The 17,334-nt window shown below is 71.7% G+C and carries 13 protein-coding genes and 1 pseudogene; 7 read left to right on the forward strand and 7 right to left on the reverse strand.

The annotated features are described in order from the left end of the window. Positions 1-162: 162 nt before the first annotated feature. The 4 genes from ACF1FZ_RS00705 to ACF1FZ_RS00720 all read right to left on the reverse strand — a co-directional run bounded on the left by ACF1FZ_RS00705 (position 163) and on the right by ACF1FZ_RS00720 (position 4,021). Positions 163-1,635, reverse strand: coding sequence for a GntP family permease (locus tag ACF1FZ_RS00705; RefSeq protein WP_391771209.1), 1,473 nt, complete (start codon positions 1,633-1,635; stop codon positions 163-165). Between the two features lie 146 nt (positions 1,636-1,781). Further along, the gene (locus ACF1FZ_RS00710) at positions 1,782-2,192 is read right to left on the reverse strand and encodes a RidA family protein (RefSeq protein ID WP_391771210.1); all 411 of its coding nucleotides are present in this window, start codon (positions 2,190-2,192) and stop codon (positions 1,782-1,784) included. A 6-nt stretch (positions 2,193-2,198) separates the two neighbouring features. After that, complete coding sequence (locus ACF1FZ_RS00715; RefSeq protein WP_391771211.1) at positions 2,199-2,957, reverse strand: IclR family transcriptional regulator; 759 nt, start codon at positions 2,955-2,957, stop codon at positions 2,199-2,201. Beyond that, positions 2,954-4,021, reverse strand: a complete 1,068-nt coding sequence (locus ACF1FZ_RS00720; RefSeq protein ID WP_391771212.1) for a sugar kinase — start codon at positions 4,019-4,021, stop codon at positions 2,954-2,956. The genes ACF1FZ_RS00715 and ACF1FZ_RS00720 overlap by 4 nt, the downstream gene beginning before the upstream one ends. Positions 4,022-4,159: 138 nt before the next feature. Between ACF1FZ_RS00720 and ACF1FZ_RS00725 the strand changes: the two genes are divergently transcribed. The 5 genes from ACF1FZ_RS00725 to ACF1FZ_RS00745 all read left to right on the forward strand — a co-directional run bounded on the left by ACF1FZ_RS00725 (position 4,160) and on the right by ACF1FZ_RS00745 (position 10,075). After that, a complete protein-coding gene (locus tag ACF1FZ_RS00725) occupies positions 4,160-5,461 on the forward strand; it encodes an alanine racemase (RefSeq protein WP_391771213.1) in 1,302 nt (433 codons plus the stop codon). Positions 5,462-5,502: 41 nt separating this feature from the next. Continuing rightward, positions 5,503-7,125 (forward strand): amidohydrolase family protein, encoded by a 1,623-nt coding sequence (locus ACF1FZ_RS00730; RefSeq protein ID WP_391771214.1) that lies wholly within the window; start codon positions 5,503-5,505, stop codon positions 7,123-7,125. Positions 7,126-7,273: 148 nt separating this feature from the next. Next, on the forward strand, positions 7,274-8,098 hold the full coding sequence (locus ACF1FZ_RS00735) for an arylamine N-acetyltransferase (protein WP_391771215.1): 825 nt from the start codon (positions 7,274-7,276) through the stop codon (positions 8,096-8,098). Between the two features lie 283 nt (positions 8,099-8,381). Next, positions 8,382-9,593 (forward strand): pyridoxal phosphate-dependent aminotransferase, encoded by a 1,212-nt coding sequence (locus ACF1FZ_RS00740; protein WP_391771216.1) that lies wholly within the window; start codon positions 8,382-8,384, stop codon positions 9,591-9,593. An 83-nt stretch (positions 9,594-9,676) separates the two neighbouring features. Further along, entirely contained in the window at positions 9,677-10,075 is a 399-nt protein-coding gene (locus ACF1FZ_RS00745) for a hypothetical protein (RefSeq protein WP_391771217.1), read from the forward strand. Between the two features lie 90 nt (positions 10,076-10,165). Here ACF1FZ_RS00745 and ACF1FZ_RS00750 read toward each other — a convergent pair whose 3' ends face one another. Together ACF1FZ_RS00750 and ACF1FZ_RS00755 are read right to left on the reverse strand one after the other, a co-directional pair. After that, entirely contained in the window at positions 10,166-11,902 is a 1,737-nt protein-coding gene (locus ACF1FZ_RS00750) for an Ig-like domain repeat protein (RefSeq protein ID WP_391771218.1), read from the reverse strand. 267 nt (positions 11,903-12,169) lie between these two features. Next, positions 12,170-14,005, reverse strand: a complete 1,836-nt coding sequence (locus ACF1FZ_RS00755) for a phosphoenolpyruvate carboxykinase (GTP) (protein ID WP_391771219.1) — start codon at positions 14,003-14,005, stop codon at positions 12,170-12,172. A gap of 207 nt (positions 14,006-14,212) precedes the next feature. Here ACF1FZ_RS00755 and ACF1FZ_RS00760 point away from each other — a divergent pair, with 207 nt between their 5' ends. After that, the gene (locus tag ACF1FZ_RS00760; protein WP_391771220.1) at positions 14,213-14,890 is read left to right on the forward strand and encodes a hemolysin III family protein; all 678 of its coding nucleotides are present in this window, start codon (positions 14,213-14,215) and stop codon (positions 14,888-14,890) included. A 52-nt stretch (positions 14,891-14,942) separates the two neighbouring features. Here the strand turns inward: ACF1FZ_RS00760 and ACF1FZ_RS00765 are convergent, their stop codons facing one another. Next, the gene (locus ACF1FZ_RS00765) at positions 14,943-16,967 is read right to left on the reverse strand and encodes a thioredoxin domain-containing protein (RefSeq protein WP_391771221.1); all 2,025 of its coding nucleotides are present in this window, start codon (positions 16,965-16,967) and stop codon (positions 14,943-14,945) included. Positions 16,968-17,108: 141 nt separating this feature from the next. Between ACF1FZ_RS00765 and ACF1FZ_RS00770 the strand changes: the two are divergent. After that, positions 17,109-17,334, forward strand: a pseudogene (locus ACF1FZ_RS00770) (hypothetical protein); the annotation flags it as partial.

A 17,334-nucleotide genomic window follows, 5' to 3' on the forward strand; every position in this document is an offset into this window, starting at 1 on the left:
GCACACCGTCTCCCGGCAAACAGGACGCCGGGCACCGGACGGGGGCCCGGCACGCGCGTGAGAGCAGATCCGGCACCGTCCGGACCGGGCCGGAACAGGCTGGAGCGTGCCTGGTCCGGTCCGGTCCGGTCCGGTCAGCCGGCCTGTTCCGGGCGAAAGGTGCTAGATCACCAGGCTCAGCGCCGCCGCGACCACGAAGCCGGCGACCGAGAGGACCGTTTCCAGGACGGTCCAGGTCTTCAGGGTGTCGCGCTCGGAGATGCCGAAGTACTTCGAGACCATCCAGAATCCGCCGTCGTTGACGTGCGAGGCGAAGATGGAGCCCGCCGAGATCGCCATGATGATCAGCGCGAGGTGGGCCTGTGACATGTCCTGGCCCTCGACGAGCGGGACGACGATGCCGGCGGTGGTGACGATCGCGACCGTCGCCGAGCCCTGCGCGACCCGCAGGACGACGGAGATCAGCCAGGCGAGCAGGATGACCGGCAGGCCCACGTCGTTGAAGGTGTCGGCCAGCGCGTCCGCGATTCCGCTTCCCTTCAGCACGGCTCCGAAGATCCCGCCCGCACCGACGACCAGCAGGATGTTGCCGACGGGCTTCAGCGAGGCCGTGGAGACCGACTCGAGGGACTTGCGGGACCAGCCGCGCCGGATGCCCAGCAGGTAGTAGGCGAGGAACAGGGCGATCGTCAGCGCGACGAAGGGGTTGCCGAAGAACTCGATGACGGAGCGCAGGGTGGACGGGTCCAGCGCGATGGAGGAGAACGTCGCGGCCAGGATGAGGATCAGCGGGGTGCCGATGATCGCGAGGACGGTACCGAGCGCGACGGGCTGCTCGTGCGGGGTGACACCGGCGGCGCGCTGTTCGGCGACGACCGCCGCCTTGGACTCCTCGGCCGCCTCGACCATGTCCTGCGGTACGTCGACGAAGACGCGCTTGCCGATCCAGGCGGCGTAGCCCCAGGCGGCGAGGACGGACGGGATTCCGACGACGACACCCATCAGGATGACCCAGCCGAGGGAGACGTTGAAGAGGCCCGCGGCGGCGACCGGTCCGGGGTGCGGCGGCAGGAACGCGTGGGTCATCGAGAGGCCCGCCAGCAGCGGCATCGCGTACAGGACCACCGACTTGCCGGAGCGCTTGGCGGCGGCGTACACGATCGGCGCGAGGACGAAGATGCCGACGTCGAAGAAGACCGGGATGCCGAAGATGAGGCCGGTGAGGCCCATGGCGAGCGGGGCGCGCTTCTCGCCGAAGAGGTTCAGCAGGCGGGCGCTCAGCACCTCCGCCCCGCCGGACACCTCCAGGATCGCGCCCAGCATCGTGCCGAGGCCGATGATGATCGCGACGTGCCCGAGGATGCCGCCCATGCCGGACTCGATGACGGAGACGGCGGCCGACTTCTGGACGGTTCCGAAGAGTTCGGTGACGGAGAGACCGGCACCCAGGCCGACGGCTATGGACACGGCGAGCAGCGCGACGAACGGCTGCAGCCTGACCTTGATGATCAGGAAGAGCAGGAGGGCGATCCCGAGGGCGGCGATGGTCAGCAGACCGGGCGTTCCGCCGATCAGGAGGAGCAGTCCACCGGTGTGGGGTGGCGCCTCGGGGGCGGGGGCGGCGGCGAGCAGCATGAGCGGTCAACTCCGTTGGTGACGGGGCCCTTCGGGCAGAGGGGGGTGGCACGGCGCCCAGGGGGAGGGGCGGGCGCCGTGCCGTGCTGCGGGGGTGCGACGGGGCCGGGCGGTTCAGCCGGCCGGTGGTGCGGAGGGGCCGGGGATCAGCCGAGGACCGCGAGGGCGTCGATCTCGATGAGGAGCCCCTTGGGCAGGCCGACGTACACCGTCGTACGTGCGGAGGCGGGGGCCTCGAGTCCCTGCTCCTCGAAGTACTCGTTGTAGATGGCGTTCATCTCGGCGAAGTGGTCGACGTCCGTGAGGTAGACGCGCATCATCATCACGTCGTCCCAGCTCGCGCCGCCCTCCTCCAGGATCGCCTTGACGTTGGCGAAGGTCTGCAGGGTCTGCTCGCGCAGCGTCGGGCCGGCCGGGGTGGGGGCCTGGCCCTCGACGGCGGGCAGGAAGCCGACCTGACCGGCGACCTGGAGGATGTTCCCCTTCTTCACGCCGTGCGAGAACTTGGCGGGCGGAGCGGTGTGGGTGCCGGGGGTGAGGGCGGTCTTCTCGGTCATGGCGGTTCAGGCTTTCTTGGTGGGGGTGGTGCCGGAGTACTCCCGGCTGATGGTGTCCGCGGTGCGGCGCACCAGCGGGAGCAGGGTGAGGAGTTCCTCGGCCGTGACGACCACGTTCGGTGCGGACACCGACATGGCGGCGACGACCCGCCCGTCCGCGCCCCGGATGGGGGCGCCGACGCAGTTGATGGACTCCTCGTGGCCGCCGAGGTCGGTGGCCCAGCCCTGTTCGCGCACGACGGCGAGTTCCTTGAGGAAGGCACCGGCGTTCGGGAGCGAACGGGACGTGTACATGGGGTAGTCGAGCCGTTCGGCGATCGCGCGCCGTTCGGGCTCGGCGAGGTCGGCGAGGAGCAGCTTGGCGACCGCGGCGACGGTGATCGCGACGGGCTTGCCGATCCGTGAGTACATCCGCACGGGGTAGCGGCTCTCGACCTTGTCGATGTAGAGGACCTCGTTCTCCTCGTACACCGCGAGATGGACGGTGTGCCCGCACTGCTCGTTGAGCGCGACCAGGTGGCTGTGGGCGATCTCGCGTACGTCCAGGTTCTCGACGGCTTCCTGCGCGAGCGCGAAGAGCCGTGCGCCGAGGCGGTAGCGCTGGTCCTCCTGGCGGTAGACGAGTCCGTGCTCGTGGAGGGTACGGAGCAGGCGCAGCGCCGTGGACTTGTGGACGCCGAGCCGTGTCGCGACCTGGCCGAGGTCGGCGGGGCCCTGGGCGAGCAGCGGCAGGATGCTCAGCGCGCGGTCGACGGTCTGGCTCATGTGACTCTTACCTCCTCGTTCGCCCCGGCGGCGGCTGTCCAGCCGGGGCCGAGACGAAGTGTGCCCCAGGCCTCGTCGTCGAGGGCGGCGAGCCGGTCGGCGTACGCCCGGGGCGGGGGCCCGGTGAGGTCGCCGGGGACGGTGAGGACGGCGGCGGCCATGAGGTGGCCGTGCCGGGCGCGGTCGCGTACGGGCAGGCCGCGCAGGGTGGCGGAGAGGAATCCGGCGGCGAAGGCGTCACCCGCGCCGACGGCGGCGACGACGTCGACGTGGAGGGAGGGGACGGTGGTGACGGTGTCCTCCGCCCCAGGGCCGCTCCCCGTCCTCGAGAAGACCGTGGCACCGTCCGCGCCCCGCTTGACGACCAGGACGTCCGGCTCCGGAAGAACCGCACGGATCGCTTCGGTGCCGCGCACGCCCCATGCCTCTTCCGCCTCGTCCTCCCCGACGAAGACGAGGTCGCAGCGGCGGGCGAGGGCGAGCAGGACCTCCGGTCCGGGGCCGGCCTCGCCGTCGCGCCACAGCCCGGGGCGGTGGTTGACGTCGAAGGAGACCAGCGGGCGGCCGTCGCGGGGGGCGGTGAGGTCGTGCAGGAGCGCCAGGCAGTCGGCGGAGAGCGCGGCGGTGATGCCGGACAGGTGGAGGACGCGCGTGGAGAGGAGGTCCTCGTACGGGACGTTGTCCGGGGACATCGCGGAGGCCGCGGAACCGGCCCGGTAGTACGCCACCTCGTGGGTGCCGGTGGCCCGGTCCGCGGCCGTGCGGAAGTAGATGCCGGTGGGGCGGGCCGGGTCGCGGCGCACGGCGGAGGTGTCGACGCCGTAGCCGGCGATGGTGTCCACGAGGTGGTCGCCGAAGCCGTCGGCTCCGACACGGCCGACCCATTTCGCCCGGTGTCCCGCGGCGGCGAGCGCGCAGGCGACGTTGGACTCGGCGCCGCCGATGCCGCGGCCGAAGGAGGGTACGTCGGCGAGGCGGCCCGGCTGCGAGGGCAGGAACGTCACCATGGACTCACCGAGGCAGACGGCGTCTGCGGTGGCTGTCCTGGCTGCGGATCCGGGCACTCTGGGCTCCTCGTGGTCGGCCGTGGGCGCCGGTGTCCACCATTGACCCGGCATTGGCTCGGATGTTAGACAGCGTTAAGCGATATGCGCAACGACCGTTGCATAGAGTGCAACGGCCGAGTTCCCGAGGAGGATCCCTTGGCCGCCCAGCAGTCCGCCGGACAGTCCCTGGCAGCACTCGCCGGTGAAGTGGTGGACCACCGCTTCAAGGCACTCCCGCCCGACGCGGAGGGGCTGACCGTCGGCGCCCTGGCGGCCGAGCGCCGCAACCTCTTCACCGGCGGCTTCACCACTCCCGTGCTGGCCCTGTCCGCCGAGTCGCTCGAGGCCAACCTCGCCCTGCTCAGGACGTACGCGGAACGGCACGGCCTGGCCTTCGCGCCGCACGGCAAGACGTCGATGTCCCCGCAGCTCTTCGCCCGCCAGCTGGAGTACGGCGCCTGGGGCATCACCGCCGCGGTCCCGCACCAGGCCCGGGTGTACCGCGCCCACGGTATCCGGCGGATCTTCCTGGCCAACGAACTCGTCGACGCGGTGGCGCTGCGCTGGCTGGCCGGCGAGCTGGACGCCGACCCGGACTTCACGTTCGCCTGCTACGTGGACTCCGTGCGTGGTGTCGAGCTGATGGACGGGGCCCTGCGCGCCGCGGGTGCCGTGCGCCCCGTCGACGTCGTGGTCGAGCTGGGAGCCGGCCGGGGCGCCCGCACCGGTGTGCGCACGGAGGCCGGCTGCGCGGCGGTCGCCGACGCGGTGGCCGCCGCGTCCACCCTGCGCCTGGTGGGCGTCGCCGGATACGAGGGCGAGGTGCCGGACGCCACCCCCGAGCGGGTGCGGGAGTGGCTGCGCCGGCTCGTCGCGCTGGCCGCGGACTTCGACGCCGCCGGCCGTTTCACCGCGCTGGCGGACGGCGAGGAGATCCTCGTCAGCGCGGGAGGCAGCGCGTGGTTCGACGCCGTCGCCGATGTCTTCGCCGAGATCCCCGCACTGAGCCGGCCCGTCCTCAAGCTGCTGCGCTCCGGTGCGTACGTCAGCCATGACGACGGCCACTACCGCCATCTCACCCCCTTCAACCGCATCCCCGAGGAGGGCGCGCTGCAGCCCGCCTTCCGCCTCTGGGCCCAGGTCGTCTCCCGCCCCACCCCCGAGCAGGCGTTCGTCAACGCCGGCAAGCGCGACGCGGCCTACGACCTGGACCTCCCGGAGGCACAGGTCGTCCGCTCCGCACGCGACGGATCCGTGCGGCCGGCCACCGGCGTCACCGTCAGCGGACTGTCCGACCAGCACGGCTGGGTGCGCACCGAGGCGGGCGCCGAGCTGGAGGTCGGCGACTGGATCGGGATGGGCCTCTCGCACCCCTGCACCTCCTTCGACAAGTGGCAGCTGATCCCGCTGGTGGAGGCGGACGGCACCGTCACCGACTACATCCGCACCTTCTTCTGATCCCGGCGGAACCACTCCCCCACCCCGAAAGGCGACATCCCATGGACCTGGTCATCCGCGACGCCCGCGTCGTCGACGGCACCGGCGCCCCCTCCTACCGCGCCGACGTAGGCATCACGGACGGCCGGATCACCGAGATCCGCAGCGAGGGCGACGGTCCCCGCCCCACCGCCGCCCGCACCCTGGACGCGGACGGCCTCGCGCTCTCGCCGGGCTTCATCGACATGCACGCGCACAGCGACCTCGCCCTGCTGCGCGACCCCGACCACAGTGCGAAGGCCGCCCAGGGCGTCACCCTGGAGGTCCTCGGCCAGGACGGCCTGTCGTACGCCCCCGCCGACGACCGCACCCTCGCGGAGGTCCGCCGCTCCATCGCCGGCTGGAACGGCGACGGCAGCGACATCGACTTCGACTGGCGCACCGTCGGCGGCTACCTGGACCGTCTCGACCGCAACTTCGGCGGCCAGGGCATCGCCGTCAACGCCGCCTACCTCGTCCCGCAGGGCACCGTCCGGATGCTCGCGGTCGGCTGGGACGACCGCCCCGCCACCGACGCGGAGCTGGACCGCATGAAGGAGCTCGTCGCGCAGGGCATGACGGAGGGCGCGGTCGGCATGTCCTCGGGCCTGACGTACACCCCCGGGATGTACGCGAAGGACGCCGAACTCACCGAGCTGTGCCGGGTGGTGGCGGCGCACGACGGCTACTACTGCCCGCACCACCGCTCCTACGGCGCGGGGGCGCTCGCCGCGTACGAGGAGATGGTGCAGCTCACCCGCGCTGCCGGCTGCGCCCTCCACCTCGCCCACGCCACCATGAACTTCGGCGTGAACAAGGGGAAGGCCCCCGAGCTCCTGACCCTCCTGGACGACGCACTCGCGACCGGAGCGGACATCTCGCTCGACACCTATCCGTACACCCCCGGGTGCACGACCCTCGTGGCGATGCTGCCCAGCTGGGCGAGCGAGGGCGGACCCGAGTCGATCCTGACCCGGCTCGCGGACGGGGCGACGGCGGAACGCATCCGCCACCACATGGAGGTCCTGGGCTCCGACGGCTGCCACGGCGTCCCGATCGAGTGGGACACGATCGAGATCTCCGGCGTCGGCTCACCCGGACTGTCCGGCCACGTCGGCCGTACGGTGGCCGAGTCCGCCCTGCTGCGCGGTGAGGAGCCCTGGGTGACGGCCCGTCGGCTGCTCCTCGAGGACCGGCTGGGCACGACGATCCTCCAGCACGTCGGCCACGAGGAGAACGTCCAGCAGATCATGCGCCACCGGGTGCACACCGGCGGCAGCGACGGCATCCTCCAGGGCGACAAGCCCCACCCCCGCGCGTACGGCACGTTCCCGCAGTACCTCGGCCGGTACGTGCGGGAGCTGGGCATCCTCTCGCTGGAGGAGTGCGTCGCCCACCTCACGTCCCGTCCCGCCGCCCGCCTGCGCCTGCCGGACCGCGGGTACGTCCGCGAGGGCTACCGCGCCGACCTGGTCCTCTTCGATCCGGCCACCGTGGCGGCCGGATCGACCTTCGGCGAACCGCGCACCCTCCCGGTGGGCATCCCGCACGTCCTGATCGACGGCCGCTTCGTGATCGAGGACGGCAGGCGGACCTCCGCCCTGGCCGGCCGGGCGGTGCGGGGCAGCGGCCGGCGCACGGCCTGACCGGCCGCCCGGCGGACCCGCGGCGCCGTGCCGCGGGTCCGGCCGGACGGGCGGGCCGTCGCACGGCACGGGTGGGCCGCGGCCCTCGAACCCCCTGTGTGGTCAGGGGATTCGAGAAACCCCTGAGGTCTCTGCGTAGTGTCGGGGTATGACACTCGACCTCGACGCCTACTTCGCCCGCATCGGCTGGTCCGGGGAGCGCCGTCCCACCGTGGAGGTGCTGCGGTCCGTGCACCGCGCCCACATGCTGGGCATCCCGTTCGAGAATCTGGATCCCGTCCTCGGCAGCGTCCCTTCCCTCGCGCTCCCGGACCTGGAGAAGAAGCTCGTCCGCAGTGAGCGCGGCGGGTACTGCTACGAGCACAACACCCTCCTCGCCGCCGCTCTGAGCCGGCTCGGGTTCCGGGTGACGCTGCTGACGGCGCGGGTGGTGCTGGGCGCGGCGCCCGGTGACGTCCGGCCACGCGTGCACATGGTGATGCAGGTGGACGTCGAGGGCGAGGACGGGGGCGGCCCGACCCGCTGGCTGGCGGACGTCGGCTTCGGCTCGCACGGCGCACTGCTGGAGCCGATCCCCCTGGTGGTGGACGCCGAACTGCTCGACACCCCGCGCCGCCACCGGCTCGTGCACGCCCCGCACGACGGACCGCTGGAGATGTGGGAACTGCAGACGGACAAGGGCGGCTACTGGGAGCCGCAGTACGAATTCACCCTGGAGCCGTTCGAGGCCCCGGACTACGAGGTCATCAACTGGCACAGCGCGACGAATCCGCGCTCGCCGTTCCAGCAGGCGGTGTACGCCCAGCGCACCCTGCCGGGCCTGCACCGGGCCCTGTCCGGACGGACGCTGGTGGAGACCGCCGACGACGGCACGGTCGAGGAGCGGGAGCTGAGCGACTCCGCCGAGGTGCTGCGCGTGCTGGCCGAGGACTTCGGCGTACGCCTCCCCGAGGGGACCGTTCTGCCCGGTTGACCAGGGCGCACCCCCGCCGTCGCCCCGGCGCGGGCGGGGGCGGGGCCGGTTTCCTCCGGGCGCACGCGCTCGGCCGTGCGCCCCCGCGTGGCGCATCTCACCCGGTTCCGCGCCTCACGCCCGCATTCCAAGCCGCGGCGCCGCCCCGACCGGCCGTTCCCACGGTGCGCGGCCGGGGCGGCATGGCGATGGAAGACCCGGCGCGGTGTCGCCCGCCCCCGGAGGGAGCAGCCGGCACGCGACCTGGGCGCGGCGCGCGGAACACGGTCGTAAGCTCGCAGACATGCAGGTCATCCAGTCCACGAAGCTCTCCGGCATCTGTTACGAAATCCGCGGCCCCGTGCTCGAGGAAGCGATGCGGCTCGAAGCCGCAGGTCATCGCATCCTCAAGCTCAACACGGGCAACCCTGCGGCGTTCGGGTTCGAATGCCCGCCGGAGATCCTCGAGGACATCCTGCGCAACCTCTCGGGTGCGCACGGCTACGGCGACGCGAAGGGTCTGCTGTCGGCGCGCCGTGCGGTGATGCAGCACTACCAGACCAAGGGGATCGACCTCGACGTGGAGGACGTCTACCTGGGCAACGGCGTGTCCGAGCTGATCCAGATGTCGATGCAGGCGCTGCTCGACGACGGCGACGAGGTGCTCGTCCCCGCTCCCGACTACCCGCTGTGGACGGCCTCGGTCTCGCTGGCGGGCGGTACGGCCGTCCACTACCGGTGCGACGAGCAGGCCGACTGGATGCCCGACCTCGCCGACATCGAGCGGAAGATCACCGACCGCACCAAGGCGCTCGTGATCATCAACCCGAACAATCCGACCGGCGCGGTCTACGACGACGAGATGCTGCGCGGACTGACGGAGATCGCCCGGCGCCACAACCTGGTCGTCTGCTCCGACGAGATCTACGACCGGATCCTCTACGACGGCGCGACGCACACCCCGACCGCCGCCATCGCCCAGGATCTGATGGTGCTCACCTTCAACGGGCTCTCCAAGAACTACCGGATCGCGGGGTACCGCTCCGGCTGGATGGCGGTCTGCGGACCGAAGGCGCACGCCTCCTCGTACATCGAGGGCCTCACGGTCCTGGCCAACATGCGGCTGTGCGCCAACATGCCGGCGCAGCACGCGGTGGCCACCGCACTCGGCGGACGGCAGTCGATCAACGAGCTGGTGCTGCCGGGCGGACGGATCCTGGAGCAGCGGGACGTGGCGTACGACCTGCTGACACAGATCCCCGGGGTGACCTGTGTGAAGCCGAAGGGCGCGCTGTATCTCTTCCCACGGCTCGACCCCAAGGTCTTCAAGATCAAGGACGACCGGCAGATGGTCCTCGACCTGTTGCGCGCCGAGAAGATCATGGTGGTGCAGGGCACGGGCTTCAACTGGCCGGAACCCGATCACTTCCGGGTGGTCACGCTGCCGCCCGCCAAGGACCTCACCGACGCGGTGACACGCATCGGGAACTTCCTGGACGGTTACAGCCAGCCCTGAGCGGCCAAACCTTCCCGGACTCCACACAACTTTAGAATCAATCCAAGGTAGGATGGCCTTACTGCATCATCAGGAGGCCCTCCATGTACGAGCCGATCCGCACCAAGTCGGTCCACACATCGGCCGACGACGCCGATTTCCCGCACCGCAGCCGCGAGGAGGAGCTGGACATCCAGCTCGCCGGGCATCTCGCGGCCCTGCTCGCCGTCACCGACGAGCTGGGGCTCACCGCGGCGGGTGACCGCATCGCCGAGCAGGTGGGCCGGCTCCGCGCCGCGCCGCCCGCCCGGCACGCGGCCCGCAGCGAGGCGTCCCCGGCCGCTCTGCACCGCCGCGCCCACGCCCTCGCAGGCCGGGCCCTCGTGGTCGCCGCGTCCCGGGCCGACACGGCCGTGGCGATCCTCGCGGCCGAGGCCATGGACGCGCATGCCGCGGCCCTGGCCGCTCCCCCCGCGCCGACCGCCCTGGTCGGCGCCCCCTGACGGCCCCGGTCCACGGGTCGCGAAGACGCGTGGACCGGGTGCCACACACGAGCCGGGTGCGGACCGCACCCGGCTCGGGCGCGTGGACGGCTACGCGGCGGGGCGGACGCGCACCGCGGCCGACGCGGCCGACGCGCTGTGCAGGTCGTCCCCCGCGTACGCGACCGTGTAGACGACCTCGCCCCGGACGGACGCCAGATCGTTGATCCTGAACGTGCCGTCGGCCGCGACCGCCGCCGACGTGAGTGCGTAGGTGCCCTTCCTGTCCGCCCGCTGCACGGAGAGGGTGATGCCCGGGGGCAGCGCCCGGCCCTGGCCGGTCAGGGTTCCGGTGATCTCCAGGCTCCGGTTCTTCGTCGCCTCCGCCGGAGCCGTGAGCGCGATGGCCGTCGGCGCCTTGGCGACCGCGACCCGGAGGGTGACGTCCTCGGCCGGGCGGTGGGTCACGTCCCCCAGGAAGGACAGGGTGTACGTGGCCCCACCGACCAGCGAGGGCACGTCGAGGACCGTGAACGTGCCGTCCGGCTCCACCTCGGCCGCCGCCAGCTTGCGGCCGCCGTTCGCGTCATGGCGTGTCGCGGACACCTTGACCGGCTCCGCCGGAGCCGGGCCGTCGAGCTCGAGCCGGCCCCGGATGCCGAGCGGTTCGCCGACGACCGGGGTGCCCGGGGTGGTGGACGGGGTGCCCGTGAAGCGGGAGTCGTACTGGGCGGCGGGCGGCTGGATCACATGAAGCCAGTAGGCGGAGCCCGAGGCGTTGGTGGTCACCGCGAAGAGGCGGGAGCCGTCCTCGGACCACCCGAGACCGCGCGGGGTGACGCGGGAGCCGTCCAGTTCGCCCTCGAAGGCGAACTCCAGTGCCGTGGTGCCCTCCGCCGGATCCGCCCTCTGGATCAGGAGGTCGGCCGTGGACCCGGTGGCGGTGGCGCCCCGGGCGACGTACTTCCCGTCCCCGCTGAACGCGACGGCCGACGCCCTGGCGCCCTCCGGCAGCGGCTGGTACTGCGCCGGGGCGTCGGACAGGCCGGCGGTGTCCAGCAGCCGGGTGCCGTACGCGGCGTCGGCGACGCCGAGCCTGCTGCCGTCGGCGGACAGCGCCAGGTCCTTGAGGTCGAGCGCGCCCGCGCCCGTGCTGTCGGCGAAGCGGCGCTGGGGCCCCCGTACGAGCGTGTCACCGCTGCTGTCGAAGACGGTCAGATAGGGGTCGGTGCCGCCCGGGCTCAGCGTCTGCCCCAGGGCGAGCACGTCCGGTGCCTTGGGTGAGGTCGCGAAGCCGAGCCGGCCCGCACCCTCCCAGCCGGTGTAGGAGTAGAGGCCGTTCACACTCCTGTACAGGTAGCTCTGACGCTCGTCGCACAGGGTGCTGTGACCGGTCTCGGTGTACCACACCTTGCCGCCCGCGTAGGCGACCTGCCGCCCGCACTGCCCGGATGAGCTGTTCCCGTTGTACGTGGTCTTCGCGTACGTCGCGGTGTCGTACGCGGAGATCCGGTACATCTCGGAGACGTACAGTTTCGAACCGTCGTGCGCGAGCGCCATACCGCCGACGGAGCCGGACGTGCTGGCCAGCTCGGTGACCTTCTGGCCCTGGAAGTTGTAGACGTGCACCGCCGACTTCGTCGACGTGGCCCGGGTGTCGTCACTGATGTAGACCCGTTCGTGCGCGGAGTCCACGACCATGGACGAGAACGACGAGATGGGCAGCTTCGCCACGTCGTCGTCCGCCGCGTGTGCCGCCGGTGCGGCGAGCGCGGTGAGACCCGCGCCGCCGAGCGTGAGCGCGAGGAGTGTCGCGAGACCGCGCTTCCTCTGCCCTGACCTGTTCAACTGATGCCCCCCACGGGATCGCCGGCGCGCCGGTCTCCCCGGGCACCATGGGGACTCATGCAACAGATGTGAAGGCTGCGTGCGCAAAACGTTGGCGATCCATGGACGTTCCCTCCGAAAGCGGAGCGCCGTCCGGCCGGAGGCGGTCTCCTGGGAGGAAGCGGCACCCGGAACCATGAGGGGGCTCCGGGTGCCGTGCCGCGGCGGGCCTCCGGCCCCACGGGTCAGGGCGGATGCCGAAGGGGCCCGGCCGCGGGGACCGGGGGATCAGCCCAGGCGCCGGACCAGCGCGTGGTATTCGTCCCACAGCTCCTTCGGCGTGTGGTCGCCGAAGGTGTCGAGGTGCTCGGGGATCAGCGCGGCCTCCTCTCGCCAGACCTCCTTGTCCACGGTGAGCAGGAAGTCGATTTCGGACTCGGAGAGCTCCAGGCCGTCGGTGTCCAGGGAGCCCTTGGCCGGCAGGATTCCGATCGGGGTCTCGACGCCCTCGGCCCTGCCCTCCAGCCGCTCGACGATCCACTTGAGGACACGGCTGTTCTCGCCGAAGCCGGGCCAGACGAACTTGCCCGCCTCGTCCTTGCGGAACCAGTTCACGTAGTAGATCTTCGGGAGCTTCGACTGGTCCGCCTTGCCGGCGCCGACCTCGACCCAGTGCTTCATGTAGTCGCCCATGTTGTAGCCGCAGAACGGCAGCATGGCGAACGGGTCGCGGCGCAGCTCGCCGACCTTGCCCTCGGCGGCGGCGGTCTTCTCGGAGGCGACGTTGGCCCCGAGGAAGACACCGTGCTGCCAGGTGAAGGACTCGGTGACCAGCGGTACCGCGGAGGCGCGGCGGCCGCCGAAGAGGATCGCCGAGATCGGCACGCCCTTCGGGTCCTCCCACTCCGGCGCGATGGTCGGGCACTGCCCGGCCGGGACGGTGAAGCGGGCGTTGGGGTGGGCGGCGGGTGTGCCGGACCCGGGGGTCCAGTCGTTGCCCTTCCAGTCCGTGAGGTGGGCCGGGAGCTCTTCGGTCATGCCCTCCCACCACACGTCGCCGTCGTCGGTGAGCGCGACGTTGGTGAAGACGGAGTTGCCCCACATGGTCTTCATGGCGTTGGCGTTGGTGTGCTCGCCGGTGCCGGGCGCGACGCCGAAGAAGCCGGCCTCCGGGTTGATCGCGTACAGCTGGCCGTCCTCGCCGAACCGCATCCAGGCGATGTCGTCGCCGATGGTCTCGACGGTCCAGCCGGGGATCGTGGGCTCCAGCATGGCGAGGTTGGTCTTGCCGCAAGCGCTGGGGAAGGCGGCCGCGATGTACCTGGGGGCCTCCGCCTCACCGCTCGGCGGGGTGAGCTTGAGGATCAGCATGTGCTCGGCGAGCCAGCCCTCGTCCCGGGCCATGACGGAGGCGATGCGCAGCGCGTAGCACTTCTTGCCGAGCAGGGCGTTGCCGCCGTAGCCGGAGCCGTAGGACCAGATCTCGCGGTCCTCGGGGAAGTGCGAGATGTACTTGGTGGAGTTGCAGGGCCACGGGACGTCCTGCTCGCCCTCGGCCAGGGGCGCGCCCAGGGTGTGGACGGCCTTGACGAAGAAACCGTCGGTGCCGAGCTCGTCCAGGACCGCCTGGCCCATGCGCGTCATCGTGCGCATCGAAACGGCGACGTACGCGGAGTCGGTGATCTCGACACCGATCGCGGAGAGCGGCGAGCCGAGGGGGCCCATGCAGAACGGGACGACGTACATCGTGCGACCGCGCATGGAGCCGCGGAAGACGCCCTTCTCCCCCGTGAAGATCTCCCGCATCTCGGCGGGGGCCTTCCAGTGGTTGGTCGGGCCCGCGTCCTCCTCCTTCTCGGAGCAGATGAAGGTGCGGTCCTCGACGCGGGCGACATCGCTCGGGTCGGAGGCGGCGTAGTACGAGTTGGGGCGCTTGACCGGGTCGAGCGCGGTGAAGGTGCCCTTGGCGACGAGCTCCCCGCACAGGCGCTCGTACTCGGCCTCGGAGCCGTCGCACCAGACCACGCGGTCCGGCTGGGTGAGGGCGGCGATCTCGTCCACCCAGGAGACGAGCTCCTGGTGACGAGTGGGAACAGTGAGGGGAGCCGCGATGTCTCGCGCCACGATCGCTCCTAGTCGAGAGGGTGTGTTGTCAGGCCCCGTGGGGGCTGCGACCCGGATGCTGACCCCTTCGAATTCCCCTGGCGCTCATCCGGTGCCGACCGCACTCATTTGATCATCCGGCCAACCCGCCCATATGTCCAGAGGACCTCACACGTGAGCATCACCACTCGGGTCGGTTACCTACGGAAGCGTAGGTAACATGCCGATATGACTTCTGCCGCCTCCGGACCCGTCGAACTCACGGACCCCGTTCCGGTCAAACCGCGGATGCGCGGCTGGCTGCACGCCGGGATGTTCCCCGCGGTGGTCATCGCCGGAATCGTCCTGATCGCCACGGCGGACACCACGCGTGCGCGGGTCGCCTGTGCCGTCTACGTCCTCAGCGCCTGTCTGCTGTTCGGGGTGAGCGGTGTCTACCACCGGGGCACCTGGGGCCCGCGCGGCGAGGCGGTGCTGCGCAGGCTCGACCACGCCAACATCTTCCTGATCATCGCGGGCACCTACACGCCGCTGACCCTCCTGCTGCTGCCCGAGTCCACCAGCCGGCCACTGCTGTGGGCCATCTGGGGGGCGGCCGCGGCCGGTATCGCCTTCCGCGTGTTCTGGGTCGGTGCCCCGCGCTGGCTCTACACCCCGTGCTACATCGCCATGGGCTGGGCCGCGGTGTTCTTCCTGCCGGACTTCATGCGCGCCGGCGGCGTCGCGGTGCTGGTCCTGGTCGTCGTCGGCGGGCTGCTCTACAGCGCGGGAGGCATCATCTACGGGCTCAAGCGCCCGAACCCGTCACCGCGCTGGTTCGGCTTCCACGAGGTCTTCCACTCACTGACGCTGGCGGCGTTCATCGCGCACTACGTCGGCATCTCCCTGGTCGCCTCCCGGCACTGACCCTCCCCTACGGCGACGGGCCCGGCGGCGGCCGGGCCCGTCGCCGTCCCCGTCAGCCGCCCAGCTTCCCGGCCAGCTCCTCCGCGTCCGTGGTCGGCGCGTCGCACACGAAGTGCCGGCAGACGTACGCGGTCGGCTCGCCGCCCAGCGCCGGCCGGTCCACCAGGAGCGGGAACTCGGTACCCGCGTCCGGCCCCTCGCCCGCCGCGACGACCGCGCCGGGCGCCCGCCCCAGCAGTGCCGTCCGGTGCAGCTCCCCGGCGACCGGCCCGGCCACCGCGACCTCGCGCGGACCGTCGAGCAGCGCCTCGGCGACCGCCAGGCCCCAGCCGATGAACCGGGGCGCCTTCGGGCCCAGCGCCCCGACGATCCCGAGGGCGCCCTCGGCCGCCGTGCGGTGCGCCTCGGATCCGGTGTGCGCGGCGTACGAGAGCAGTGCGCCCGCGGCGGCGGTCCAGCCTGCCGGGGTGGCGCTGTCGGTGGGGTCCTGGGGGCGCCTGATCAGCTGCTCCGCGTCGTCGGCGGTGTCGAACAGCTGGCCGTGCCCATCGGTGAAGCGCTCCAGCACGATGTCCAGCAGGAAGCCCGCGAACTCCAGCCAGGCACCCTCGCCGGTGACCGAGGCGAGCGCCAGGAAGCCCTCGGCGACATCGCCGTAGTCCTCCAGGACGCCGGAGTTGTCCCCGGCACGGCCGTCCTTCGACGTGCGGCAGAGCCGGGCGACGTCACCCATGTGGACCCGCACCAGCAGGTCGGCGGCCTCGGTCGCCCGCTCGATCAGGTCCGGGCGGCCGAAGTACGCGCCGGTCTCGGCGAGGGCGGCGATCGCCAGGCCGTTCCAGGCTGCGACGATCTTGTCGTCGCGCTCGGGGCGTGCCCGCAGCTCACGGGCCGCGAGCAGCCGGGCGCGTACGTCCGCGACCCGTGCGGTGTCAGCGGCCTCCGCCTCTCCGGGCCGCACGAGCCGCAGCACGGAGGCGCCCTCCTCGAAGGTGCCCTCCTCGGTCACCCCGAAGTACCCGGCCGCGAAGGCGGCGTCCTCCTCACCCAGCACCTCGCGCAGCTGCGCGGGCGTCCACACGTAGAACGCGCCCTCGACGTGGCGCCCCTGCGCGTCCTCGCTGTCGGCGTCCAGGGCGGAGGCGAAGCCTCCCTCGGCGGTCCGCAGCTCGCGCACCATGAAGTCGGCCGTCTCCAGGGCCACCCGGCGGGCCAGGTCCGAGCCCGTGGCGCGCCACAGATGGGCGTACACACGGCACAGCAGGGCGTTGTCGTAGAGCATCTTCTCGAAGTGCGGGACGATCCACTCCCGGTCCACCGAATAGCGGGCGAAGCCGCCGCCGAGCTGGTCGTAGATCCCGCCGCGCGCCATCGCCGCACAGCTGTCGGCGGCCATCTGCAGGGCGCCCTCGGCGCCCGTGCGGGCGTGGTGGCGCAGCAGGAACTCGATGACCATGGACGGCGGGAACTTGGGCGCGCCGCCGAAGCCGCCGTGCTTCTCGTCGTAGTCGCGGGTCAGCCGCAGCAGGGCCTGCGCCAGCTCCGCCTCGCCCGGCAGGCGCCCCTCCCCGGCGGTCAGGGAGCGGCCCGCCAGGTCACGGACGATGCGCCCGGCCACCTCGGTGACCTCCCCGCGCCGGTCGGACCAGGCGGCCACGACCCCTTCGAGTACCTGCTGGAAGGAGGGCATGCCGTGGCGCGGCTCGGGCGGGAAGTACGTGCCGAAGTAGAAGGGCTCGGCCTCGGCGGTCAGGAAGACGGTCATCGGCCAGCCGCCCTGGCCGGTCGCGGCCTGCACGGCCTCCATGTACACGGCGTCGACGTCGGGCCGCTCCTCGCGGTCGACCTTCACCGGAACGAAGTGGGCGTTGAGGTAGTCGGCGGTGGCCGGGTCCTCGAACGACTCGTGGGCCATCACGTGGCACCAGTGGCACGCGGAGTAACCGACCGAGAGCAGCACGGGTACATCACGCCGTTCCGCTTCCTCGAACGCCTCCGGTCCCCACGGCCACCAGTCGACCGGGTTGTCGGCATGCTGAAGCAGATAAGGCGAGGTCACACCAGCCAACCGGTTCATACGCCCCAGCCTCTCACAGCGCCCGCCGCGACCGGTGAAACACCGACGAGCCCGCCTCACTCGGCCGAACTGCACTTGTGCGCCATCACGTGGCGGGCGGCTCCGTCCCCTTCCGGCTGGGCGCACCTTGAACAGCTGGCCGTGTACGGAAACTTCGGACCGCGTCCCGCGGGGACGGATGCCGCCGGTGCCGCGTGGATTCCCGCAGAAGCCGTCCTGTCCGGCCAGGCTGCCCTCGCCTTCGACCCCCGTCGAATCTCCGCGGACGGGATCGGCTTCGGCTTCGGCTTCGGCTTCGGCTTCGGCTTCGGCTTCGGCTTCGGCTTCGGCTTCGGCTTCGGCTTCGGCTTCGGCTTCGGCTTCGGCT

The sequence above is a fragment of the Streptomyces sp. NPDC014623 genome, assembly GCF_043088245.1.
Lineage (GTDB): Bacteria > Actinomycetota > Actinomycetes > Streptomycetales > Streptomycetaceae > Streptomyces.

Excerpts from the sequence above, each read along its gene's own strand:
- ACF1FZ_RS00760 (WP_391771220.1), top strand. The coding sequence starts at position 14,213 with ATGACTTCTGCCGCCTCCGGACCCGTCGAACTCACGGACCCCGTTCCG.
- ACF1FZ_RS00705 (WP_391771209.1), bottom strand. The coding sequence starts at position 1,635 with ATGCTGCTCGCCGCCGCCCCCGCCCCCGAGGCGCCACCCCACACCGGT.
- ACF1FZ_RS00745 (WP_391771217.1), top strand. The coding sequence starts at position 9,677 with ATGTACGAGCCGATCCGCACCAAGTCGGTCCACACATCGGCCGACGAC.
- ACF1FZ_RS00740 (WP_391771216.1), top strand. The coding sequence starts at position 8,382 with ATGCAGGTCATCCAGTCCACGAAGCTCTCCGGCATCTGTTACGAAATC.
- ACF1FZ_RS00715 (WP_391771211.1), bottom strand. The coding sequence starts at position 2,957 with ATGAGCCAGACCGTCGACCGCGCGCTGAGCATCCTGCCGCTGCTCGCC.
- ACF1FZ_RS00735 (WP_391771215.1), top strand. The coding sequence starts at position 7,274 with ATGACACTCGACCTCGACGCCTACTTCGCCCGCATCGGCTGGTCCGGG.
- ACF1FZ_RS00730 (WP_391771214.1), top strand. The coding sequence starts at position 5,503 with ATGGACCTGGTCATCCGCGACGCCCGCGTCGTCGACGGCACCGGCGCC.
- ACF1FZ_RS00710 (WP_391771210.1), bottom strand. The coding sequence starts at position 2,192 with ATGACCGAGAAGACCGCCCTCACCCCCGGCACCCACACCGCTCCGCCC.
- ACF1FZ_RS00765 (WP_391771221.1), bottom strand. The coding sequence starts at position 16,967 with ATGAACCGGTTGGCTGGTGTGACCTCGCCTTATCTGCTTCAGCATGCC.